The organism is Glaciecola sp. 33A (assembly GCF_002836745.1).
Classification (GTDB): domain Bacteria; phylum Pseudomonadota; class Gammaproteobacteria; order Enterobacterales; family Alteromonadaceae; genus Glaciecola.
In genome coordinates, this window is the sequence record NZ_PJAR01000035.1 from 60,838 (window position 1) to 84,185 (window position 23,348).

Genomic DNA, 23,348 nt, shown 5'->3' on the forward strand with positions numbered 1-23,348 from the left:
TGATATCGACAAAACGATCGTTAGTGTCTGATTGTTCGGAAAAAATCCAGCTTTTTTTGTGGGATTGAAATCAGTGGTTCATGTCATTTTTAGGCGTATTGATGGGATGGACTATCCGCTTGATTCTCAGGCTTTGCCAGTTCAAATGCGGTCAATTCATTGCAGCGCTGGTAAATCTGCATGATTTTTGGATATGCTGTCATATCCACATTAAAGCGTAAGGCATTGTATATCTGAGGAACCAGATATACCTCAGCTACAGTGAGTTGTTCGCCAACACAAAATTTGTCGTCCGTTACGGTTTCTTCCAGTGCAGTAAACCCCTCCCGTATCCAATGTTGATACCAAGTCGATACTCGTCACTTAAGTGCTCTTGTGGCAATAGCTTCATGTTAACCCTTAGCAGGCATTACAGTTGATACAACTTCGCCAAAACCGATTGGGGCGGCGCCTTCTTTACGGCAAGCTGCACGCATGATGATGCTGTCCCCATCGTGTAGAAACTTGCGGGTTTCTCCGTTGGCTAACGAAAATGATTTCTTTCCACCTTCGCTCAGCTCTAACATCGAGCCTGCTTCTTCCTGACTTGGCCCAGATTGCGTGCCAGATCCTAGTAAGTCACCAGCGCGCATTTTACAGCCATTGCTTGAGTGGTGTGTTACCAACTGCGCTGGCGTCCAGTAAGAATAATTAAAGTTGGATCGCGATAGTCTTTGTGCTGCTTCGCTTTTTTCGCGCATAGCTTGCGTTTCTATCAGCACATCCAATTCAATATCAAGACTGCCGTATTGTGAATTATCTGCCGACGTAAGATATTCTAAAGGAGCCGGATCATCGCTACTGCGACTGAACTTAGAGCGATAAGGAGCCAATGCTTCTGTGGTGACAATCCAAGGCGATATAGTGGATGCAAAGTTCTTGGCTAAAAATGGTCCTAAAGGCTGATACTCCCAGGCTTGAATATCTCTGGCAGACCAATCATTGAGAATACACACACCAAAAATGTGTTGCTCAGCATTTGAGATCGATATGCGGTCTCCCATCTGTGTGCCTTCACCGATAAAAATACCCATTTCCATCTCATAATCTAATCGCTGGCATGGGCCAACTGTTGGGACACTTTCATCTGGCTTTTTGGTTTGTCCAACGGGACGATGGAAAACTTGTCCAGAAACCCCTATTGAAGATGAGCGTCCATGATAGCCGATAGGCACCCATTTATAATTTGGTAGCAATGGGCCATCAGGCCTGAAAAGTTTGCCCACGGCAGTGGCATGAAATATTGAAGTATAGAAATCGGTAAAATCACCAATTTGACAGGGAAGATGAAATTCAATATCTGCAGCAGGAATTAAGATTGATGCTAACTCTTGCTCTTGTACGGACCCTTCTCGCAAGGCTTTTGATAAGGCCAACCTCAGTGCTGCATTAATTTTGGCACCTAATCCCATTAGGGTATTCAACGAAGTTTCTGCAGCCGCGCTTACTGCTGTTTGTGCATCGCCTGAAAATAAGTTTTTACTTGCTAGAGCGGCCATATCGATAACTTTATTACCAATAGCGACACCGCCACGCCAATCTTCATCGCTGCCTTTGCGACGAATGATAGCAAAAGGCAGATTTTGAATTGGAAATTGGACACAGCCATTTGCGCTGTTTTCCCAACTTTTTAAATTAATGTCATGTGTTTCGTTTAAAGTATGCATAAGTTAATGCCTTTTAATAAATCGTTCAAAAATAAGATTTTGTCAAATGATGGAATTCAGCGTTTGCCCGTAAAGTGTTTATTTAGCGTGCCCCAGCAGGCTAGATAATCTGTTTGTTTTTGTGCACAATTAAGGGCGAAGTCTGTTGGCGCAATGACATATCTGGATTCAAACATAAAAGCCAGGGTATTTTGATACTTTTCTGGCTCTAGCGTCCCTTGTGATGCTTTTTCAAAAACAGAAGCTTCTGGTCCATGGGGGGTCATGCAATTGTGTAAACTCATACCTCCTGGCTCAAAGCCTTTTTCTTTGGCATCGTACTTGCCTTCTATTAACCCCATAAATTCACTCATAATATTGCGATGATACCAAGGTGGGCGGAAGGTGTTTTCAGCTACCATCCAGCGCGGTGGAAAAATAACAAAATCAATATTGGCTACACCAGAAGTGTCGGATGGAGACGTCAGCACAGTAAAAATTGATGGGTCTGGATGGTCAAAACTGACCGTGTTGATCACATTAAAACGCGATAAATCATATTTATAAGGTGCACTGTTACCCACCCAAGCAACAACATCCATTGGCGAATGATTTAACTGAGCTTTAAACAATTCACCACAAAATTTAGTGAGTAATTCACAAGGCGTGTCGTTATCTTCAAAGCACGCCACTGGATATTGAAAATCACGTTGATTAGCATAACCGTTGGCACCCACCGGACCTCTTTCTGCTAGGTGATATGGCTGACCATAGTTTTCACACACATACCCCCTAATTGGGCCGTCTATTGGCGCAATGCTGAATTTAACGCCGCGCGGTATTACGCATATTTCACCCGATTTAACGTCTAATATGCCAAACTCTGTCGTGGCGCGCAGCCCACCTTGTTGTGGAACCAATAACAACTCACCATCAGCGTTGTAAAAGTAACGGTTTTCCATTGCTTTGTTTGCGCCATATAAATGTATACCGATCCCCGTTTGGGTTTTAGCATCTCCGTTTGCTGCGACAGTGATCAAACCATCAATGAAGTCGGTTGGGGCATCCGGTAATGGCATTGGGTCCCATCGCATCACATTAGGCGGGCACGGTGTCTGTTCTAGTGGCGCTGTGCGGATCAGACCTTTATCTATTGGCGTATAGTCACCCATATTAATCGATGGGCGAATTCGATAAAGCCAGCTACGACGATTTTCACTGCGAGGTGCCGTAAAGGCTGTGGTGCTCAATTGTTCGGCGTATAATCCGTAAGGACAAGTTTGTGGATTGAACTGCCCAATAGGTAGTGCTCCTAGTAAGGCTTCGGTTTCATGTTCGTTGCCAAAACCAGTCAAGTAGCGCAATGTTGCGCTTACGTCGCTCACTCTATATCCTCCGCTATGCGCAGCGCTTGATTTAGTACATCCATTTGACCGATGTGATTCGCCAACAATAAGATGAGTCGCGCATTCACACATTCGCTCTGTTCCCTATCAAGTTGACGATGAACATCCGTCAGCGCTGCATAAAAAGTGTCAGGTTCAGACAAGTTGGCTTGGGTATTAAGGTTCATATTATTACCTCCTCATGGATTGAACTGGCATTAGAAACTGGACCGGTTAATTCAAACCCTAAAGCGCGATTTACGGCACCAATAACTTGCTCCGCAGAGCATTGTCGCCATCGTGCAGTAATAATTTGATCAGGACGGAACAGATAAGTAGTGCCATTTTGTAAGTCGTACCTTTGGGCTAATATGCCCTTCACATCTTGAATGACAGTGACATTTTCAGGAAGCTTTGTGTTGACAGACCCCGGGCACAATACCAGTAATTTGAGTAAGGGATGCTTACCAAGTGTCTCTAAATACTGCTGTTGCATGGCCGTTATTTGCTTATAGCTAATTAGTGCAACAAATTGATTACCCAAGTGATTAATGAGCCAATCTTGTTGTCGAGCGATAAAGATTGGCGCATCTTTGGGCACGCAGCCGGGCGCAAGTAGGCTACAAAAGTTGTCATCATCAGGCGTATTAAGCGGTGAATTAACATATTGGCAAGGCGTTGAAAGACGGCCACTGTTGACCATGGTACGTGCGAAATCGTGTGTTTTGGCCAGCAGCAAGGTTTGGTCGCGGAAGATCCGACTTATGTGGTTTTTGGGCGTAATAAAGTCCGTCGAGCGCGTCGAATTTAATATATTTTCTTTGGCTGCGTGTTGACGTTCTATGTCATATGTCTCTATCAGTTCCAAAGGCGCTTGTTTTTTGAGTACCTTAGCCAGTTTCCAAACTAGGTTTTCAGCTGATTGAATACAACCATTTGCACCGCGCGCACCAAAAGGTGAAACCTGATGCGCTGCGTCTCCTACAAAAATCACGCGATTGTGAATGAATCGCTCCATTTTGCGGCATTGGAAGGTATACACACTGGCCCATTCCAGTTCAAATTCAGCGTCTTCACCCAGCATAGCTTGAATGCGAGGGCGAATAACATGCTCTTGCTTTTCATGCGCGGGATCGGCGTCCCAACCTAACTGAAGATCAATACGCCAGACATTATCGGGTTGTTTGTGCAACAGTGCCGATTGGTTTGGGTGAAAAGGAGGATCAAACCAAAACCAACGTTCCGTGGGAAATGCAGCCTTCATAACCACATCAGCAATCAAAAATCTATCTTGGAAAACCTGCCCTTTACTTTCTAATCCCAACATTTTACGTACTGGGCTGTTAGCACCGTCTGCACAGAGCAGAAAATCGCAAGTCATTGTGTATTCACCGTCGGGTGTAGATACAATAACCTGTGTCATTTTTTCATGAGATACAAGGCTAATAACCTTGCTTTTCCAGCGTAAATCGATGAGATCAAATTCGGCGGCTCTATCTACTAAATATTCTTCAAAATAATATTGTTGAAGATTGATGAAAGCGGGGACTTGATGATCGGATTCCTCTAAAAGATTAAAATCATAAACTTCTTCATTTTTGAAAAACACTTTACCGTGTCTCCAGGTCACCCCTTTTTTTAGCATTCTTTCAGCACACCCGAGGCGCTGCATGATTTCTAGTGTACGCTTTGCAAAGCAGATTGCGCGGGAGCCTACACTTACTGTGTTGTTATTATCAATAACCACACTTTTTATGCCTTGCAAAGCCAAATCGACTGCGAGTGCTAAGCCTCCGGGGCCTGCACCTACGATAATAACCGGATGATGCAACTGTTCCTCTGCGTTTAACTCGCGGCAGGGAGTGTACGGGTAGATAGGATTCTTATATGTTTGCTGCATTATTTTCACCATACATTCTTAAGTGAAACTAATATAAGTGATAATAACGGTATATATCAAGGTATAATTCAAAAATAACCGATAAAACCAGTAAATATAGTTTTAAGTGAGATTAAAAAGTGTTACTTTAATTACTCATTAAATGACACTATACGAGGTTATCCTTATGTCTAAAAAACCATTTGCGTCGTCTGCAGATCTTGGTAACAAAACAGAAACTCTTGAAGTTCTGGCCGATGGAGTGTATGCCCTAACTGCGGAAGGGGACCCTAATGTCGGTGCTATAGAAGCAGAAGACTTTATTATTGCCTTCGAAGCTAGAGCAACGCCGAAAGCCGCGAATGACTGGTTAGCTGTGCTGCGAGAACATACCGATAAACCGATTAAATACCTTGTACTGTCTCACTATCACGCCGTTAGGGTTTTAGGTGCATCTGCCTACCAAGCAGAATCAGTAATTTCACATGAAAAAACCAAATATTTAATTGAAGAAAGAGGCATGCAAGACTGGGCCAGTGAATTTGGCAGAATGCCACGTTTATTTAGAGAGCCCGACGGTATTCCTGGACTCACTAAGCCTGACATTGTGTTCAATGACAGATTAGAAATCCCATTGGGCGGAGACCGAGGTAGTTTGATATTAGAGCATTGTGGCAGAGGTCACACGGCTGGAGATATCGTGGCATGGTTACCTAAGCATAAAATTTTGTTTGCTGGCGACTTAGTTGAAGCTGCTGCAGCACTATACACTGGCGATGCTTTTCACTTTGACTGGGCTTCAAAAACCCTAGATAAGGTCAAAGCTTATGAAGCTGAAGTTTTGATCGGTGGCAGAGGCGCAGTGGTCAGTGGTAAACAAAATGTCGATAATGCCATTGAACAAACACGTGGTTTCTTAAATGGCATGATTGAGAAAGTGGGTGAGGTACATCGCAACGGCGGCACACTTAAACAGGCATTTACCGAAACCCACACATTATTGGAACCCAAGTTTGGCATGTGGCCGATCTTTGAACATTGTTTACCCTTCGACGTCAAACGTTTATGGGATGAGTTTGAAGGGATAGACTGGCCGAAAATATGGACGGCTGAATATGATCAAGAAGTCTGGGATCAGTTGCAAAACTAAGAATGTACCCTTCATTCTTAAAATTGCATGTTAGGTGTTTGTGCGCATTTGCCGACATGCAATTTCAATGGCTCAAATAAATAGTTTGTCTGCGCTATCTGCTGTGGTAAAAAGGTGGTTGATATCTGTTTGTTTGGAGCATTGTAAGACGATGAGTAAAAAGGCGATAAGAACCGTTATGTTGAATCTTTTTGTGCCTTATCGGATGGTCAATTTGGCCACCAATATTAGTAACGCCTGTTCTAAAATTTATCGCACTGAGTTTGATCTTTCCGTACCTGAGTGGCGAGTTCTTGCTCGTCTGGCAGAGCATGATAGGTTAAATGCGAAAGATATTGGCGAAGTCACCTTTATGGATAAATCTAAAGTGTCCAGAGCAGTCAAAATACTTGAAGACAAACAGCTAATTGTTAGAGAGAAGGATCAAAAAGACAATCGCGCTGCTTATCTGTCACTTTCTGAAAATGGCCATACGATGTATGCCCAAATAGCGCCCAAAGCACTAGATTGGGAAGAAGAGTTGATCAGCGCCCTTGACGTAAGTGAATATCGTGACTTAATGCGTATTCTGGAAAAGCTGGACAGAAAAGTCGCACAAATGGACTGAGGTTTTGTGTGCTCAAGCTGTTTTTTAAACACAATATATAAACTTGGTAGCTTTAAATTATGACTCAGTCATTTTTTGCAATTTGGTGATTTTACGCTTAACACCCACTTTTGCATCCAGCGCTAAAGCCGTCTCGTAATAGTCTAAAGCTAACACCACATTGTCATCGGCCTCATACAGCTCCCCGAGCAATCGGTAGGTTTTAGCACGAAGCTGATCATCAGCGTCAACATGATTGGTTAGCGCAATAATATCATCGACAATCGTGGGTAATTTAGGCCCGGGTGACACGCAATAGGCTCGCGCTTCTATTTCATATAAATTATAGAGTGCATAAACGTCATGAGTATCGGGTTTAACTTCGACTTCAGAATCAACGATTTCTGGTCGCAACTCTTCAACAACATCAACATCTTTTGCTTCTTCAGATGCTGATCCTGGTGTTGGAACGAACGGAGATACCTGGTCGATCGTGACACCTTTGCTCGAATGAGTCACATTGGCGCTTTTTGCAAAATAACGCAGATAAACCCAAACCAAGGCACCGACGGCAGCCAGACTAGCGAAAATCACGAGGCCGGTCATTAATAAGTAAAAACCCACAACGATTACTGCTAACAGAACTAAAAAACGAATTATTTTCTTCATGATATCCTTAAAAACGATAACGTTAGGTAGAAATTAAGTGCAAGCCAACCATAAATCGACGTTAAATATTTATTTTTCTATGATTGCACAAAATTTAACACATTTCCGTTCCTCGTTATAGTCGGAGCAATTAGTTGCAATTTGCGCCCGCTCCTCCTATCAGCAGATAGTAGAATACTTGAGCAAGTAAGTCTCTTTTTTAGCGGCTCTTTTTTAGCGGTACTTTTTAGCGTCACTTTACTGAAAATATCGTTTGCGTTTTTTTGGCTTCAACATCGTTATATCGACTATCACTAAACCATCAACACACTGTTGAAAATCAGGGTCTATATTAAAGGCAACGAATCTAACACCACCGTCTTTGCATAGATCTGCATATTGCTTATACAACGTTGGTAAACTGACGTTCATGTGTTTTAAAGCATCTTTTAGCCACAGCCGCGCCTCGTTGTATTCCACGTTTTTAAAGTTTTCTTGCGCAGTAGCACAGATAGGATAAGGCATTTTAGCGGTCGCAATGTGCTCTTTATCAGGGAAATAGTGAGCATAAAAGGCCGTTATTAATTTAACTGCGGCAGCAGGCATTTGGGCACTTAAGGTAACTGGACCAAATAAATAGCGATATTGAGGGTGCTTATATAAAAATGCACCAATACCAATCCATAAGTAATCCAAGCTTCGTTTTCCCCAATACTTTTGTTGTACAAAACTGCGGCCCAATTCAAGACCTTCGTCAAAGTAAGGTTGCATAGCCGTGTTATAGTCAAACAACGTACTCGAATAAACTGACTCGCCTTGTTCTAAGAGCTTTTTTACATCACCAAAGCGGTATGCACCGGCTATTTCCAGATCATTGTTATCCCACAAAATTAAGTGATAGTACGACTTATCATACTTGTCTATATCTCGGCGTTGATTGGTGCCTTCGCCAGCGGCTCTAAAGGTAATTTCTCGCAACCGTCCTAACTCTCGCATGATCGGCGAGCTCACCCTATATCGATACAAATAAATCGTTTTACCGTCAACACTATTACCAATAATCTCGCATTCAGTTTTCAATGCTGTGAGCAATTCTCTGCGCTCTTCGGGCATGGCAATAGGAGTTTGAGTAGAAAACACACCGGGTTTGTTTTTAGCAATATTGTAAACGTGCTTTTTAAACAGTTTCACTTGCTCTAATAAGCTAATTGAAAGCTGGGTAAAGGCATCTGGTGGGATAAGCTCCCCAATAGTGATGTCCATATTTTTATTCTTTTTCTTGAACATCTCTTTAACCAGTAATGCGCTTGCTGCTGGCTTGTATAGCATAGAGACACCGTAAAAAAAGGCTGAGTTTTGAGCGTCCAAATACACGGGAAGAATGGGACAATGATTAACCTTGGCCATTTTTAAAAAGCCGCTTTGCCACTTTGTGTCGCGAATGCCATGCGGGCGCAATCTAGATACTTCTCCCGCCGGAAAAACAATCAGTGCGCCTTCATTACGCAGATGAAGGTTAATGTTTTGAATATTCTGTTTTTGTGTTCCCCCTTGCATATTATTTACCGGCAGTAATATTTCGTGCAATGGTTGGATTGCCATCAACATATTATTTGCAATGACTTTGACATCACTCCTGCTGGCTTTAACACATTTAATGAGCGCTAAACCATCCAGTGTGCCAATGGGATGATTGGCAATAATAATTAACTTTCCAGCTTGTGGTATTCGCTCCCGCTGCTGGTCATTAACTCGGTAAGTAAAGGAAAAATACGAGAGCACTTGTTCTACAAAATCAAAGCCAGTTAAGTGCGGATACTGCTGGCTAAACGCATTCAGTTGTTCTTCACATAATAAATATTTGAGAATTTTGCTGATCGGTTTATGCAACAGATGACTGTTGGCGACTTTAGGATAATGAGTAGCAATGACTTGTTGAGTATCGAACATCAATGACCCCTTTTTGCATAAAAACACTGCAAACGCAGCTATCGTATTTAGCCAAACAGTAGGCTTAGTTCTTTACAAAAAAGTGAACAGTTAGTGACATTTGTATGACACTGCATTTGCGTTGGCTTCTTTGCAAACGTTGCGTTAAACCCGCTATTTATGTTCGGTATTAACTTCGGCGTAAGCGGCCTAGCATTAGCCAGCGTCACAAAGCAAACGGCACAGAATATATCCAGCCGTGGCCGTTCTAAACCGGCAATGGATACGAAGACGGGCTCAAATGTGAGGTTTGGCTTTTTCATCGATTCACACTTCACTTTCGAGAAGTTGATGCATTATTGATTAATATTACTCATCAACTCTTTGCGTTTATTGATGATGTTTTTTTCAAAACCTAATATTTTTTCGTAGCTGGACGGAAACCATCTTGCAACAAGATCAAGTAATTTTGCATCTCCTCCCACTAAAATGCGCCGCTGTTTTTTCGCAATACCGGTTAAAATGATATCGGCGGCTTGTTCGGCCGTCGTTTTTGCTACCTTATTAAAGTTAGCAATAAGCTCGCTCTTAGGAACTGCATTAGTTGTTACTTTGGCATTGTTGGTGATGTTAGTTTTAATCCCACCAGGGTGCACACAATGAACCGCTAGATTAGTGCCCGCCATTTCCATTTTAAGCGCCTCAGTGAAACCCCTTACTGCGAACTTAGAGGAGTTATAGGCGCTCTGTAATGGCAAAGAAAGCAAACCGAACAAACTAGATATATTAACAATATGTGCGCTGGGAGACGCTTTCAAATAAGGTAAAAACGCGTTGGTGCCGTGCACCACACCCCAAAAATTGATGTTCATTAACCAATGAAAATCGTCAAGGGTTTGGTTTTCGACTGAGTCAATTAAGCTAACACCAGCGTTGTTAAATAGCATGTCGATGCGATTAAATTTGTCATTCGTTTGTTGTGCAAATGCAATAAAAGCAGCGTTGTCGGATACATCAAGACTGGCAATAAAACATTCAACACCTTTAGCCTCTATTTGCTGTTGTAGTGTTTCTAAACCATCGAAGTCTTTATCCGCTAATGCCAAATGACAGCCTTGATCAGCTAATTTGAGCGCTAAGGCCTCTCCAATTCCGGATGCAGCCCCAGTAATAACCGCTACCTGCTCATTGTATTGCTTCATGCTCTATCACCTAAATTCGTATTTATATGGAAAACAATGTCGTCGACTATGTTCTCGATTAATTCAACCGGCAAATCATGCCCCATTCCCGGGTAGATTTTAAGCGTTGCATTTGGTATTGCTTCTGCTGTCGCCTTGCCACCGGCAACATTAACCAGTCCATCACGATCACCGTGGATCACTAGACTTGGAATGCTTAATTTTGCTAGCGCATCTTGCCTATTTGCTGCCACCATGATTGCCAAGAATTGACGCAACGTCCCTTTTGTTGAGACGCCGCGCTGCAAAATACTATCGACATATTCATTGATGTAAGTGTCTGAAGAAGGATAATTTGGACTGCCAATCACTTGCCATTTTTTAATATGGTAATCCATCCGGTCTTTATAATCTGATGAAGCTGGTTTTTGCATTAAAACCCGACTGATGTTCTTGTCAATCGGAGGCAGCTTTTTATATCCTGTTGTGGACATTATCGAGGTTAATGACTTCACTCTTAGTGGATAATGGATTGCCATCAATTGAGCGATCATACCGCCCATTGATGCACCAACCACATGCACTTCGGGCAAGTTAAGAGCATCTAATAGCGCAACGACATCTTGCATCATATCGTCAAGCTGATACGGCGCTTTTACTGACATCCCTAGCTTTAGTTTAAGTATTACCCAAAGCATATTTGGCGACGGCAAGTGGTCTAGTCGCTGCGAGCGCCCTACATCACGGTTATCTAAGAGTAGAACTTGATAACCGGCTGCAACAAAACGCTTAATCATTGCGCTGGGCCACCCCGTTAAAGGTGTGCTTAAACCGTGTATAAGCAATAAGGTTGGGTGCGAGGGATCTCCATGCAGTTGATACGCAATATCTACACCGTTTACATTAATTCTGTCTTCTCGCTTGGAGTCGTTATTCATTTAAGCGTGCCTATGTAACTGATAATTTAGTTGCTGATTAATTTGCCGTTTGAAAAAACATCTTCATTGCTTTTTACTTATAAATAAACAGATCATCGTTTAAATTAACCTTGGGTAGTGTCTCCTTCTCTGACCAATAATCTTGAGTATGTTGCCAATCCACTTTGCTGCCGCGTTTGGGCATTAAATGCAGTGAACGCAACATATAGCTAGGGTTAAATTCATCGGTATCAATCCAGGGTAACAACTCCATATCAGCATCTTCATCTCGCAGCGTCATGGTGACTTGCTTAACCTTTTTTTCATCCATATGTGCCAACAATCGGCAGATGAAATCACCGATTAGGTCAACACGTAATGTCCAACTCGCACGAAAGTACCCCATTACCCAAATCATGTTAGGTACATCAGTGAACATCATGCCTCTGTATCCCACTTTTTCAGAGAAATCGACAATGTTGCCGTCAACTGAAAATTCAATTCCGCCCAATACCGACAGGTTAAACCCTGTCGCTGAAATAATAATATCAGCATCTAATTGCTCGCCAGACTGAAGCGCAATGCCAGTTTCATTGAAACACTCAATTTGATCGGTTTTAACACTAACCTTGCCTGAGCGAATACCAGCAAAAATATCGCCTTCAGGCACAACCGCTATGCGTTGTCTCCAAGGTGCATACGTAGGAGTAAAATGTTTTTCCACATCAAAATCATCATCGAGAAGTGCTGCAACGCCATCAATCAGGCCTTTTTTAACCTCATTTGGATATTGCGTAGATAATTGAATAAAACCGGCTTGCTCCTGAAGCAGTTGCTGACGAGTTATTTCGTGGATCCATGAATCATCAATGCCTAATTCACGCAATTGATCAGTTAACGGATTGTGGTTATCTCTGGGAATAAAGTAAGTCGGCGAACGCTGCAATAATGTCACATGCGCACAATCTTCGGCTATATTAGGCGCTAACGTAGCAGCAGTTGCACCAGAACCAATGATCACCACCTTTTTATCTTTGTAATCTAGATCTTTTGGCCAATCCTGTGGATGAATAAGTAAGCCTTTGTAGTCATCCCTGCCCTTCCAATCAGGCGTATAACCTTTCTCATGATTATAATAGCCTTGGCACATCCATAAAAAATTAGCGGTAATAACAACGGTTTCTTTACTATCTTTTTTAAATGCAGTAATACTCCAAAGCTGGTTCACACTGTCCCAACTCGCCCCAAGCACATGATGGCTGTAGCGAATATGCTGGGCTAAATGATTGTCATCAATTACTTCTCGCATGTAGTTTAAAATCTCAGCGCCCCTCGCAATTGGCGCTCCTGTCCAGGGCTTGAATCGATAACCAAAAGTAAATAGGTCACTGTCAGATCGAACACCAGGATAATTGTGCGTCAGCCAGGTACCGCCAAAACTTTCCATGCCATCAAGTACGCAGAAGCTTTTGTCTGGTAATTGTGTTTTTAAATGATAAGCAGAACCTATTCCAGATAAACCCGCCCCCACTACCAATACATCAACATGTTCATTCTTGTTATTAACTGAATTCATAATATCACCTAAGTCTCTACTATATTCTTGCAAACGTTGATCTGCGCATCACTATAGAATTTTGATAAATTACAGCTCAGATCTACTGTTAGCTGTCTTCTATGTGACACTCTTGATGCTTGCTCTGTAAAAAAATTATTCGTTTTTGAGTACTGTTTTTGCTTTTAATGCCAGCATGTTTTTGACTAAATACTTTTGCCCAGTGAAAACCAAAATACCTTCGTCTTCAAATTCTTTTACTATTTTATTCACTCTCTGACGCGAGCCTCTTGTTAGCTCGGCTAATTCTTGTTGAGTCATTTTTTTATCGATTAAGATCCCTGCCTTAGTCCGTACCCCATAATTTTGAGCAAACCACTGCAATCTGCCAGCTAACCTAGCACTCAGTGGATAGAAGAGCATGCCAGCCAATAATTCGCACATTTGCAGCGTTCTTTTGGTTTGTGCCAAAAATAAATTTTGATAAATAATGCTGTGCTCTTCAGCCAGCGCTTTTACTATTCGTTTGGGAATTTGAATAATACTCGATTCATCAAGTACTTGGGCTTCAAACATACGAGCAGGCTCATTAGTTAAAGCAAATTCTCCTAGCCACGAGTTTGACGAAAACTCAGTGATTGCAAACTCTTGCCCAACACTACTGCTAATTTTTATACGCACAAATCCGGTTAGCACACCGTAAACAAACTCGCCTTCTTCGCCCAATCGATAAAGGTAATTCTTTTGTTCAAAATGTTTTAACCTCGCCACGTTGATTAATGTTTCAAAAGCCGAATCAGGCGCACCATTGAACCAAGGACATTGCTTGATGACACTTTCAAAATTCATAGTTAAGCCAAGGTATGGTTTGTATTAACAAATAGATAATAAGATAGCCCCGCAACAGGGCTATCGTTGAGACTTAGATATTAATCAAAATTATAACGAAGTTGTAAACCATAAGAGATAGGGTCAGACAGTTCCGCATTCTGCAAACGTGTTACTGTAGATGGTGTCGAATAACGCAAAACATCACGTTCATCAGCAGCATTTCTAACAAAAGCTGCGACCTCAAATGCTTCACTTGCAGAGGTCCAACTCAAGCGCGCATCAATACGGTCATAACTATCGACTTGATCCCAATCACTGCGATTAAAAGCCCGAGAGTATTGTTCACCAACATAAGAATAACCCGCCGTTAGCAAAACCGTACCCATATCATCCAGAGCAAAGAACTGGCTGACCGAAAGTGAAAGCTTGGTTTCTGGTGCCATATTCAATTGATTGCCTGATAAGTCCTGAATATCACATTCACCGAGAATGGCGCAGGCGGTAGAGTCAACGGCTGTATAGTTATCGTATTCTGAATTGGTATAAGAATAAGTAGCCATAACGCGTAAATCGGCAGTCAACCATGCCTGTAACTCTGCTTCTAAACCAATTACTGTGGCTTCAGCTGCATTGTCAAAAGCGGCGGTAGTTACGCCCCCTTCCGTGACTGTCGAAAGCACCTGCAAATCAGCATAATCGTAATAATAAGCGGCTAAAGACAAGTTCACATTATTATTATACAGCGACTTTTTATAGCCTACTTCAAAGGCAGTTAACTCTTCTGGGTCAACAACATCAACTGGCGCTGCCGTGGCAGCCCCAAGGTTGAAACCACCAGAACGATATCCGGTTGAGACATAGCCATAAACGAAAGTGTCTTTATTGACATTCCAATCTGCCTGTAAACGCCAAGTTACTTTGCTCCAGCTGTCATCAAGTTGATGCTGATTTTTAGGCACCGAAAGATAAGCAAATACATCGTCGCCTCCACTTTTTTCATCGTTGGAATAACGCAGGCCAGCGGTTAAAGCCAACTCATCGTTGACTTGGTATTCTAACTGACCATATAGAGCAGTAGCGGTTGTCTCTAGATCATTTTGACCGTAATACAGAAAACCACCATCGCCATTAGCCGTAGCTTCAAATGGCGCACCAATCAATGAAGAATAAAACTGGTACAAACCAGGCTGAAAACCGGGAACACCTAGGAAAGTCCCGCTATCTGCAGGTAAGCCAAACTCGGGGGGGAAACCACCGTAATTAGCGGCAATCGGATCACCCTGCATTAAACCAAAACCGCGCTCTACAAAGTCGCTATATTGACTCTCTTTACTATTAAAATAGTACACTCCAGCAATGAAGTTTAAGGCACTATCGTAGTTAGATACCACTTGTAATTCGTGCGATGTAAACTCACCCGATTGAATAACACTGGCCGTCATATCTGAGGCAACAGTAATCGGCGCGCCGGTTACCGGGTTAGGTAAATAAACACCACCAGGGATACCAACAAGTGTTGTTATTTGTCTAAACATCTCGGAAAAGTTCATGCCACCAAAGGCTGCATTAGAGACATCACCGTCAGCAATGGAGTCGTAAGTAAACTCATTGTCACCGAATGTGTATTTAAATTCCAAATCGTCTACTGTCAACGTACTGATGAAAGTTAGGCGTGTTGTTTCCACATCTTGTTGGCCCAAAGTATCCACGTTTGTTTGATTAATATCATTAACTGCCGGATTAGGTATGGTGTAACCCGACACGTGATTAAGCGCATTTGAACCGGGGTAAATACCGGGTAAATTGGCGGCTCCAAGATTTACAAACTCAGTTGGATAAGCATCGCCCAAATAACCTGGCGACGGGTTTTCGCTGCGCTCATAATTCATGTAGCGTAATGAACTGGAGAAGTTGTCGGTCCAATCCGCTTTTAAGGTCATTGAATAATAAGTTCTATCTTTATTGTCTAAATTACCAACATCAGATGCTAGATTTTCTTGTAGAGCGTCACGCTTAATTTTAGATATGGTAGCGATACCAGAAAAGGTGTCACCTAAAGGTCCTGTTATCTGGCCTTGAGTGACTAAATAACCGTCATTGCCAACTTCTAAATTAAGGTAACCACCAAAGTCTCTTTGCGGTTCTTTACTAATAACATTAATGGCTCCGCCTACAGCATTTCGGCCATATAAAGTACCTTGAGGTCCACGGAGCACCTCAATACGATCGATATCACAAAAATTACAATACTCAAAAATGCCGTTTTCGGTGTTGTATACACCATCAGTATAAATCCCCACCCCCGGATCTGAACCCAGTGCAGTGGTAGGTCGTCCGACTCCACGAATAGATATTCTGCTAGAAGTAATAATTAAAGACGGGGAATATTGCACTAAATCTTGGCTACCATCGATGTTCATCTCGGCCATGCTTGCTTCACTAAAGGCGCTGACCGCTTGGCCAGTTTCCATCAATGGAGTAACACGTTTTGTAGAGGTGATTGAAATCACTTCTATGCCCGCAGTCTCTGCTGTCTCATCAGCGTCTTGGTCTTGGGCAAAGGTTGTTGAACTTGCGCTAATACAAATTAATGCCCAAGCTAAAGGAGTGAGTTTAAAACCGTTATGTTTAGTAGTATTAAGGACCATCATATTTCCCCGTATTTTAAATTATTTATAGTTTTAGTGTTGTTGAGCCTGCAGCTTGATAATTATTTCTGCATGTCTGCTTTTGTTTAAATCGTATTTTGACGCCATGTAGGCGGCTATTAGATATATAACTAAGGGTACTGGACCAGCAATAACACCCAGGTTAAAAATGGCCTCATCGCTTACCATGGAAACATCTACTTGTTTAGGAAAAGCGATAACGTCTAAGCCTATGCCTGCTAGTAAGGTACCAATACCGAAGGTGGCTTTTTGGGCAAAAGAGTTGGCTGCGAAAAATAATCCCTCTTGACGTTTACCTGTATTAGACGCATGTAAATCGGCAATATCTGCCAACATAGAACCGATAATTATCCCAGCTGCAATAAAAAAACTGTAGCCACCGACATAAGTTGCAAACAAAACAGGCAGTAATAAATCAGAGCCATTCTCGGGTAAGATACTAAACAGCCTCAATATAATCGGACTAAAACTAAAGACCGTTGCTATCAGCAAGCAGGCGACTAAGCTTGGCATTTTATCGATACGTTTAGATAACATAGGTGCGATGATTGAAGCTGGAATAAGACCGACAACGATTGTTAAGGTCAATAGTGAAATTTGCGCAGTGGACAATTCAAAGAAGTAGCTACCGAGGTACAGCATAAAAGTGGCACCTGCACCGCCGGCAACCATCGTGAGTACTTGAACCAAGAAGATAAGTTTAAAAGGCTTGAGTTTAAGCGCTTCAAAAAACGCTTTAAAACTCCTACTAAAATCTATTTTTTTCTGATTATCCGGCGCTTTTGGCAAAAACGGAATAGTATGTTTTGTGCCTAGAATACATATAATCATCGCAACAAACGCAATTATCCCAGCCATTGCCCCTAGGCTGCTATATCCGGCAACATTTAACATGCCGTTTGGAAAAGCCTCTGTTGATTTGAAAAATAAATTAAGCGCCACCACTGATAGTGTTATGCCGCCGATGTAGCCCAAAAAGGTACGGTAACTTACAATTTTTGTCCGTTCTTCATAATCCTTACTCAACTCAGCGCCCAACGCATTGTGCGGCACATTGAACATAGTAAGCATAACTCTGACGACAATAGACCAGCCTAGTAGCCAAAAGAATAACGACTGCTGATCAAGACCCGCTGGCGGCGAAAACAACATATATAATGAAATTGGAAAAGGGATAACAGCCGCAATCATAAAAGGATGACGTCTACCCCACTTTGACTGCCAATTATCTGAGATGTCTCCCATTAATGGGTCAGTAATGGCATCAAATAGCAAAGCAATAAGCGCCGCAAGGCCAGCAATGATAGCTGGCATGCCAAGTACCTGACTAAAATAGAACACAACAAACGACTGAAAAGCGGTGTCTTTAACGCCTTGTGACATTTGGCCAACGCCGTATGCTATTTTGGTGAAGAACGTGAGTTTTAACATTTCTGTTTACCTTTATTGAACACTTACAACTATAGGTAGTCTTTTTAGTGTCAATATCATAATTTGAACTTACAGTATGTATTTACTACTTTCAAGAATTATTTAACAAAATTTACATTTTATTATCATTTTAGCTAAAAGTTTTACAAAGATATCGATTGCGTTTTATGATGGATTTGAACTTTTGGTATGTTTTAAGTTTAGGACGCTTCCGTGGCATGACCGATGAAAGTTATTATTCAGCCATTTTTAGAAATTGATTATTCAATCATCAATATCCACACGGCCGCACAAAACTACTGATTACTGCTAGTGTCGTTGGGGTATCTATTAATTATCAATTGGCATGCTTTTGATTTCTAAAGGCCTGCATTCATGTTGCGGATATCGGGTCTGTCTTTGACACCCTAGATGCACATTTCCACCTGCCTTATGACATGATTGTGTTCAGCAGCATTTTTAAATTCTGAGGCTAACGTCAATGGGGGACGCTGACTAAACAAGTCAGGCAATACGTGTAGCCACTGCTAGTTTTTGGCTGAATGATTATACTCAAGCAATGGGTTCATGTATTTTGTTGAATACAAAATCAGTATTGAGTAAAGCGCCCTAAAAATTCAGAGCGCTTCACCTACCCTTTAGCCTTTACCCTTTACCCTTTACCGTTTACCATTTACCCTTTAGCCTTTGGCTAAATTAATACCTAAAGACGCAGCAGCTTTGGCTACATATTTATTAGTTTGCATCCAACCAGCGACTAGTTCTTCTGACTTACTTTGGTCTTCAAGCGCATCCCAGCTTGCTAATAGATTCTCAGGTGTTTGTTGATCGGGGGGAAGATAAATACCATCAGTTTCCTTGATTACGGCTCTGGCATAACCACCTGCCCCGCAACCCAAAATAGCACGGTTTGGACCATTCTCAGCCACTAAAGCAAGTAAGGCTGTGGTTACTGATTCAACGGTCATTAGTTCCAAAACACGTTTATCCTCAATTAACTCTTCCGTCATGGCGGTGCGCGCGGTCGGCGATAAACAATTGACCTTAATATTGTTTTTCTGGCCTTCAATACACAGCGTATTCATAAAGCCCACTAACGCCATTTTTGCAGCACCATAGTTTGCCTGCCCAAAGTTACCGTACAAACCAGAAGAGGACGTAGTCATAACAATGCGACCGCAGTTTTGTTGCTTCATGATGTCCCACACTGCTTTTGTACAATTAACCGAGCCCATAACATGCACATCAAGCACTAACTGAAAGTCCTCGATGGACATTTTACCAAAGGATTTATCACGCAGGATCCCAGCATTGTTAACTAAAATATCAACGCGCGACCATAAGGTCATTGCCTCTTCTACCATAGTCTGAACTTGCTTTATGTTCGCAACATTGGCTCCATTGGCGATAGCTTCACCACCCGCTTTTTGAATTTCAGCGACCACGTCTAATGCACCTTGTGACAAGCTGCCATCTGCATTACCCAGGTCGTTAACCACTACTTTTGCTCCACGCGCAGCGAGTGCCATTGCGTGAGACCGGCCTAAACCCGCTCCCGCACCTGTAACGATTGCCACTTGGTTATCATATCTTATGTTCATACTGTCCTCTTTAATTGCATTGTTTACGCTGAGACTATTGTCATAGTTAACCACTGGGCGGTTAATGCAGGCTTCTCTATTGATTCAATTTCTATCGTTACATTCCAAGTTAGTAAGAATTCGTTCGGACGTTTTTCTAAGACATCGACCAGCACCATGCTTCCTCTCACTTTACTATTCACTTTAACTGGCTGCAAAAAGCGAATTTTATCAAAACCATAATTAAGCCCCATAATGGTATTTTCAAGATTAATTGATGCGTCGTAAGCAATCGCTGAAAGCAATGATAAAGACAAAAAGCCATGTGCAATAGTGCTACCAAAAGGTGTTTCTTTTGCTTTTTCAACATCGACATGAATAAACTGATGGTCGTGGGTTGCGTCAGCAAACATATCTATTTGCTCTTGGCTAATAGTAAACCAACGAGAGACACCGCTTTGCTTACCAATATAATCGATTAACGCTATAGAGTTTATGGTTACTGCCATAAATTAAAATCCTTTATTTTTAGATACGTTGAAGTGCTTAAGTCAATGACAGGTAATGTGCTTTTAACGTTCGCTTGTCTATCTTACCCGATCCCAACCGGGGTAACCTTTGTGAAACTAACCAAATTTTATGCGGCACTTTGAATTGGGCAATCAACTCAGCTAGAAATAGCTGTAGACTATGCTCATCGAGCGGCTCACTATTATTTACACAAACAACAGCGCCAACTACCTCCCCTAAACGTTGATCAGGTAGTCCAAACACAGATGCTTCGAGGGTACTGGGATGTTTATAAATTGCATTCTCTACTTCAAGACTAGATATATTTTCACCACCCCGAATAATGATATCTTTAATCCTATCAACAATGTAGATAAAACCGTCTTCATCTAAATAGCCTAAGTCGCCGGTTTTAAAATAACCATTAGAAAAGGCCGCCAACGTGGCTTTTTCATCTTGCCAATAACCAATAATATTGGATATTGATTTAATCGCAATTTCGCCAATCTCGCCTTGCGGTAAAGGCTGATTTTCATCGTTGAAAATTTTGACATCAACAATCGGTGGTGTAGGCAAGCCTGCGCTGGTTGGTTTAGCCAAGTATTCTACTGGGCCGTTTACCGCGCCCAGCGCATTGGTTTCTGTTAATCCATATCCACAACTCGGATTGCCTGATTTGAACAATTGGCTAATTTTTCTAACATGTTCAGGAGCCCTTGCAGCGCCTCCCGCACAGATATCAAGTAATGAGTCCAAATCATAATTATCTTTGTCAGGATGATTCATTAATTCCATCGACATAGTAGGCACGCCGTTGAAATAGGTAACTCGTTCTTGCTCAATTAGCTTAAGCGCAATAGCTGCGTCCCAATAAGGCATCATCACGGTTTTTCTGCCTATCAACATAGATAACAAAAATAAGGTATGACATCCCGTCACATGGAATAAGGGGAGAGTTATCAGGGCTGTTGGCGCGAATGTGGGTTCCTCGTCGCCAGCGCCATTTGCGATGCCAGCCGCTGAGCCCAACATCAACCAAGTATATAATGCGGTTAACACGCTTTCATGATTAGACACGGCCCCCTTGGGCGTTCCAGTAGACCCTGACGTATAGAAGATAGTCGCAATATCATTGCTATCAACCTTGAACTCCTGCTGCTGGACTGATCGCTCAGGGCTGTCATTTCGCTCAGGGCTGTCATTTCGCTCAGGGCTGTCATTTCGCTCAAGGCTTTTGCCTGTTTCAAGGTGCTTTTCTAGATCAAAACTATTACCAACGAATTGTTTAATTTTAGTCATCAAACATAATGATTGGTTTTGTTCTTGGTTTGGCCTTGCAATCAAGCAAGCAACCTTGAGATGTTGCAAAGTACTGTTCAGTACATCGAAGCGTTTATCGTCTGCAATGACCAAACTTGCTTGGCTGTGTATAATTACATGCGCAAACTCGTGCTCATTCCACCACGCATTTACTGGCACTGCGACTGCGCCCATCATGGTAATTCCCATAAAACTCACTATCCATTCCGGATAATTACGCATAGCAATGATCACTTTATCACCCTTGCCTACCCCGCACTCTTGACTAAGCACGTGACTGAAGGTGGTCGCCAACTTATGTAGTCTGGCAAAACTGTAGCGTTCATTTAAATACACTAAAAAGTCGGCGCTTGCGTGTGCATCGGCCGCCGCCTTATACATTTCACCTAATGATGTCGGCAAAGATGCAAAAGCTGGATAAGTTATACCATCACGCTCTTTAGCCACAACCTCAAAATCTGAGCCAGCCGCGGTGAGTTTTTCTACTTCACTAATAACCGCTTTGGCATTCGCTTGATCGACAACAATATCTTGGTTTTGCAATTGCATTTTATTTTCCTAAGGCAACGTTTAAAACTGGTTATATTTACTTGATGCCATTCAATTTTTAATAAACGAATCACTTGTAATTTGAACTTACAGTATGTTTTAAAGTCTTTCAAGTATCTTTTAACATTTAGTTGACGAAAAATTAACAGTCTGGCTTGAACCTATTATTGTGCGTTGTACATTGACGAATTATCACATACACTTAAAATTGAACTTTGAGTATAATTTTTGACTAGGTGAAAATAACAATCATGCCTCTTTTGGATGACAATAAAATAAGCTCCCCATTTAGTAAGACCAATCAACATGGCCAAAAATATAAAACCATTCTGTCAGCAGCCTCAGAACTTTTTAATGTGCATGGCACACGCGGCACGACACTTATCCAAATAGCGAGCAAACTTAATCTCACTAAAACCAGCCTGTATTATTATGCAAAAAACAAAGAAGAACTGGTTTATCAGTGCTATTTGAATACCTGCATAGAACTGCAAACAATGATTTCACAAGCGAAATCAACTCAAGGATTAGCAATAAACAAAATAGAAGTGTTGCTGAGATTAAACTTTGACTGCTGGCACGGGATAATAAACGGCACCAGGGGACATCTAGCCGGATTGACTGAAATTTCGTCTTTATCTGCTAAACATCAGCGCGAAATATCTGAACTATATACAACGTTTGTCCGCCAAGTGATGGAAATTATTGATGAGGGGCAGACTGACGGTAGCATTCAAGCAGTAGACCCGGTTAAATCTGCAAGTGCTATGTGGGGCGCGATTTTTTGGATACCGGTTTGGTTGTATTCGGTTGAACAAGAACATCAAGAAAGTGCCTATTTGCAGTGGGAATCTATTATTAAATATGGTTTACACGCAGGGCCTGACAAGTTTCAGTTTTCAAGTATCGAACTTCCCAAGCAACATCCGACTCTTGATGGGTTTGATAGAAGTGAACAAAACCGTATCAAGCAAGAAGCATTTTTTCGTATGGGCTCGATTTTCTTCAATCAAAAAGGATTTAAAGGCACCTCTCTCGACGAACTAGCGCAATCACTAGGCGTGACAAAAGGTGCTTTTTACTACCATATAAAGAATAAAGACGACCTCTTAATCAAATGCTTTGAGCGCACAATAGATATTGAACGCTTTGTACTGCAAAACGCACTGGCTAAAGAAAATTGCACTGGTATACAAAAGCTCGCTTATGCAGCGCAACAATTGTATAACATTCAATCTGGAGAACAGGGTCCTTTAATTCGATATACCCGCATGTGGTCGTTGGATAGTGAGAAACGCCACAAAATGGAAATTGAAACCACTAAAATCCGCCATATGTTTGGTGACATTATTCAATTGGGTATTAACGACAACAGCCTTAAAAACGCCGACTTACTTGTTGCCGGGGCGATTATCGCCGGCGCTATTGAATCGATTCCAGACTTGGGTGATGCCATTAATCCGCTTAGTATCATGCAAGACTCAGCCGACTTCTTTCATATATTCTTTAATGGCATCGCCACTTGACCTAAGCTAAAACCAAG

Annotated in this window: 19 protein-coding genes; 3 read left to right on the top strand and 16 right to left on the bottom strand. The window is 42.0% G+C overall.

All coding sequences use genetic code 11. The features are described 5' to 3' along the window. Positions 1–89: 89 nt before the first annotated feature. From CXF81_RS06605 to CXF81_RS06625, 5 genes are read right to left on the bottom strand one after another with little or no spacing between them, the layout of a single operon-like run. The gene (locus CXF81_RS06605) at positions 90–332 is read right to left on the bottom strand and encodes a glutathione binding-like protein (protein ID WP_101180574.1); all 243 of its coding nucleotides are present in this window, start codon (positions 330–332) and stop codon (positions 90–92) included. 60 nt (positions 333–392) lie between these two features. Then, positions 393–1,706, bottom strand: a complete 1,314-nt coding sequence (fahA, locus tag CXF81_RS06610) for a fumarylacetoacetase (protein ID WP_101180575.1) — start codon at positions 1,704–1,706, stop codon at positions 393–395. Positions 1,707–1,762: 56 nt separating this feature from the next. Next, positions 1,763–3,070 carry a homogentisate 1,2-dioxygenase gene (gene hmgA, locus CXF81_RS06615; protein WP_198556342.1) on the bottom strand — a complete coding sequence of 436 codons (1,308 nt, stop codon included), beginning with the start codon at positions 3,068–3,070 and terminating at the stop codon, positions 1,763–1,765. Then, entirely contained in the window at positions 3,067–3,258 is a 192-nt protein-coding gene (locus tag CXF81_RS06620; RefSeq protein ID WP_101180577.1) for a DUF2783 domain-containing protein, read from the bottom strand. The genes hmgA and CXF81_RS06620 overlap by 4 nt, the downstream gene beginning before the upstream one ends. Beyond that, the gene (locus tag CXF81_RS06625; protein WP_101180578.1) at positions 3,255–4,970 is read right to left on the bottom strand and encodes an FAD-dependent oxidoreductase; all 1,716 of its coding nucleotides are present in this window, start codon (positions 4,968–4,970) and stop codon (positions 3,255–3,257) included. The genes CXF81_RS06620 and CXF81_RS06625 overlap by 4 nt, the downstream gene beginning before the upstream one ends. Before the next feature lie 166 nt (positions 4,971–5,136). Between CXF81_RS06625 and CXF81_RS06630 the strand changes: the two genes are divergently transcribed. Together CXF81_RS06630 and CXF81_RS06635 are read left to right on the top strand one after the other, a co-directional pair. Then, positions 5,137–6,099: an MBL fold metallo-hydrolase gene (locus CXF81_RS06630; RefSeq protein ID WP_101180579.1), complete on the top strand. Its 963-nt coding sequence runs from the start codon at positions 5,137–5,139 to the stop codon at positions 6,097–6,099. A 67-nt stretch (positions 6,100–6,166) separates the two neighbouring features. Further along, entirely contained in the window at positions 6,167–6,706 is a 540-nt protein-coding gene (locus tag CXF81_RS06635; protein WP_232771809.1) for a MarR family winged helix-turn-helix transcriptional regulator, read from the top strand. A gap of 57 nt (positions 6,707–6,763) precedes the next feature. On the opposite strand, the gene CXF81_RS06640 is transcribed toward CXF81_RS06635, so the two are convergent. From CXF81_RS06640 to CXF81_RS06695, 11 genes are all read right to left on the bottom strand, one after another. After that, positions 6,764–7,354 carry a Got1/Sft2-like family vesicle transport protein gene (locus tag CXF81_RS06640; protein ID WP_101180581.1) on the bottom strand — a complete coding sequence of 197 codons (591 nt, stop codon included), beginning with the start codon at positions 7,352–7,354 and terminating at the stop codon, positions 6,764–6,766. 237 nt (positions 7,355–7,591) lie between these two features. Beyond that, positions 7,592–9,283 carry a GNAT family N-acyltransferase gene (locus CXF81_RS06645; protein ID WP_101180582.1) on the bottom strand — a complete coding sequence of 564 codons (1,692 nt, stop codon included), beginning with the start codon at positions 9,281–9,283 and terminating at the stop codon, positions 7,592–7,594. A 335-nt stretch (positions 9,284–9,618) separates the two neighbouring features. Continuing rightward, on the bottom strand, positions 9,619–10,464 hold the full coding sequence (locus CXF81_RS06655; protein ID WP_101180584.1) for an SDR family oxidoreductase: 846 nt from the start codon (positions 10,462–10,464) through the stop codon (positions 9,619–9,621). Next, entirely contained in the window at positions 10,461–11,381 is a 921-nt protein-coding gene (locus CXF81_RS06660; RefSeq protein WP_101180585.1) for an alpha/beta fold hydrolase, read from the bottom strand. Before CXF81_RS06660 ends, CXF81_RS06655 begins: the two co-directional genes overlap by 4 nt. 73 nt (positions 11,382–11,454) lie before the next feature. After that, complete coding sequence (locus tag CXF81_RS06665) at positions 11,455–12,936, bottom strand: NAD(P)/FAD-dependent oxidoreductase (RefSeq protein WP_101180586.1); 1,482 nt, start codon at positions 12,934–12,936, stop codon at positions 11,455–11,457. Between the two features lie 135 nt (positions 12,937–13,071). Next, entirely contained in the window at positions 13,072–13,764 is a 693-nt protein-coding gene (locus CXF81_RS06670) for a Crp/Fnr family transcriptional regulator (protein WP_101180587.1), read from the bottom strand. A gap of 80 nt (positions 13,765–13,844) precedes the next feature. Further along, the gene (locus CXF81_RS06675) at positions 13,845–16,397 is read right to left on the bottom strand and encodes a TonB-dependent receptor (RefSeq protein WP_101180588.1); all 2,553 of its coding nucleotides are present in this window, start codon (positions 16,395–16,397) and stop codon (positions 13,845–13,847) included. 30 nt (positions 16,398–16,427) lie between these two features. Next, positions 16,428–17,846: an MFS transporter gene (locus CXF81_RS06680; RefSeq protein WP_101180589.1), complete on the bottom strand. Its 1,419-nt coding sequence runs from the start codon at positions 17,844–17,846 to the stop codon at positions 16,428–16,430. A gap of 680 nt (positions 17,847–18,526) precedes the next feature. After that, complete coding sequence (locus tag CXF81_RS06685) at positions 18,527–19,447, bottom strand: SDR family NAD(P)-dependent oxidoreductase (RefSeq protein ID WP_101180590.1); 921 nt, start codon at positions 19,445–19,447, stop codon at positions 18,527–18,529. 23 nt (positions 19,448–19,470) lie between these two features. Continuing rightward, positions 19,471–19,935, bottom strand: a complete 465-nt coding sequence (locus CXF81_RS06690) for a MaoC family dehydratase (RefSeq protein WP_101180591.1) — start codon at positions 19,933–19,935, stop codon at positions 19,471–19,473. 37 nt (positions 19,936–19,972) lie between these two features. Continuing rightward, positions 19,973–21,805 (bottom strand): class I adenylate-forming enzyme family protein, encoded by a 1,833-nt coding sequence (locus CXF81_RS06695; protein ID WP_101180592.1) that lies wholly within the window; start codon positions 21,803–21,805, stop codon positions 19,973–19,975. Positions 21,806–22,056: 251 nt separating this feature from the next. Here CXF81_RS06695 and CXF81_RS06700 point away from each other — a divergent pair, with 251 nt between their 5' ends. Beyond that, complete coding sequence (locus CXF81_RS06700) at positions 22,057–23,331, top strand: TetR/AcrR family transcriptional regulator (protein ID WP_101180593.1); 1,275 nt, start codon at positions 22,057–22,059, stop codon at positions 23,329–23,331. Positions 23,332–23,348: the final 17 nt, after the last annotated feature.

Bases quoted from the DNA above. Each gene is read 5' to 3' on its own strand.
- fahA (WP_101180575.1), bottom strand. From the start codon at position 1,706: ATGCATACTTTAAACGAAACACATGACATTAATTTAAAAAGTTGGGAA.
- CXF81_RS06620 (WP_101180577.1), bottom strand. From the start codon at position 3,258: ATGAACCTTAATACCCAAGCCAACTTGTCTGAACCTGACACTTTTTAT.
- CXF81_RS06625 (WP_101180578.1), bottom strand. From the start codon at position 4,970: ATGCAGCAAACATATAAGAATCCTATCTACCCGTACACTCCCTGCCGC.
- CXF81_RS06630 (WP_101180579.1), top strand. From the start codon at position 5,137: ATGTCTAAAAAACCATTTGCGTCGTCTGCAGATCTTGGTAACAAAACA.
- CXF81_RS06635 (WP_232771809.1), top strand. From the start codon at position 6,167: ATGGCTCAAATAAATAGTTTGTCTGCGCTATCTGCTGTGGTAAAAAGG.
- CXF81_RS06640 (WP_101180581.1), bottom strand. From the start codon at position 7,354: ATGAAGAAAATAATTCGTTTTTTAGTTCTGTTAGCAGTAATCGTTGTG.
- CXF81_RS06645 (WP_101180582.1), bottom strand. From the start codon at position 9,283: ATGTTCGATACTCAACAAGTCATTGCTACTCATTATCCTAAAGTCGCC.
- CXF81_RS06655 (WP_101180584.1), bottom strand. From the start codon at position 10,464: ATGAAGCAATACAATGAGCAGGTAGCGGTTATTACTGGGGCTGCATCC.
- CXF81_RS06660 (WP_101180585.1), bottom strand. From the start codon at position 11,381: ATGAATAACGACTCCAAGCGAGAAGACAGAATTAATGTAAACGGTGTA.
- CXF81_RS06665 (WP_101180586.1), bottom strand. From the start codon at position 12,936: ATGAATTCAGTTAATAACAAGAATGAACATGTTGATGTATTGGTAGTG.
- CXF81_RS06670 (WP_101180587.1), bottom strand. From the start codon at position 13,764: ATGAATTTTGAAAGTGTCATCAAGCAATGTCCTTGGTTCAATGGTGCG.
- CXF81_RS06675 (WP_101180588.1), bottom strand. From the start codon at position 16,397: ATGATGGTCCTTAATACTACTAAACATAACGGTTTTAAACTCACTCCT.
- CXF81_RS06680 (WP_101180589.1), bottom strand. From the start codon at position 17,846: ATGTTAAAACTCACGTTCTTCACCAAAATAGCATACGGCGTTGGCCAA.
- CXF81_RS06685 (WP_101180590.1), bottom strand. From the start codon at position 19,447: ATGAACATAAGATATGATAACCAAGTGGCAATCGTTACAGGTGCGGGA.
- CXF81_RS06690 (WP_101180591.1), bottom strand. From the start codon at position 19,935: ATGGCAGTAACCATAAACTCTATAGCGTTAATCGATTATATTGGTAAG.
- CXF81_RS06695 (WP_101180592.1), bottom strand. From the start codon at position 21,805: ATGCAATTGCAAAACCAAGATATTGTTGTCGATCAAGCGAATGCCAAA.
- CXF81_RS06700 (WP_101180593.1), top strand. From the start codon at position 22,057: ATGCCTCTTTTGGATGACAATAAAATAAGCTCCCCATTTAGTAAGACC.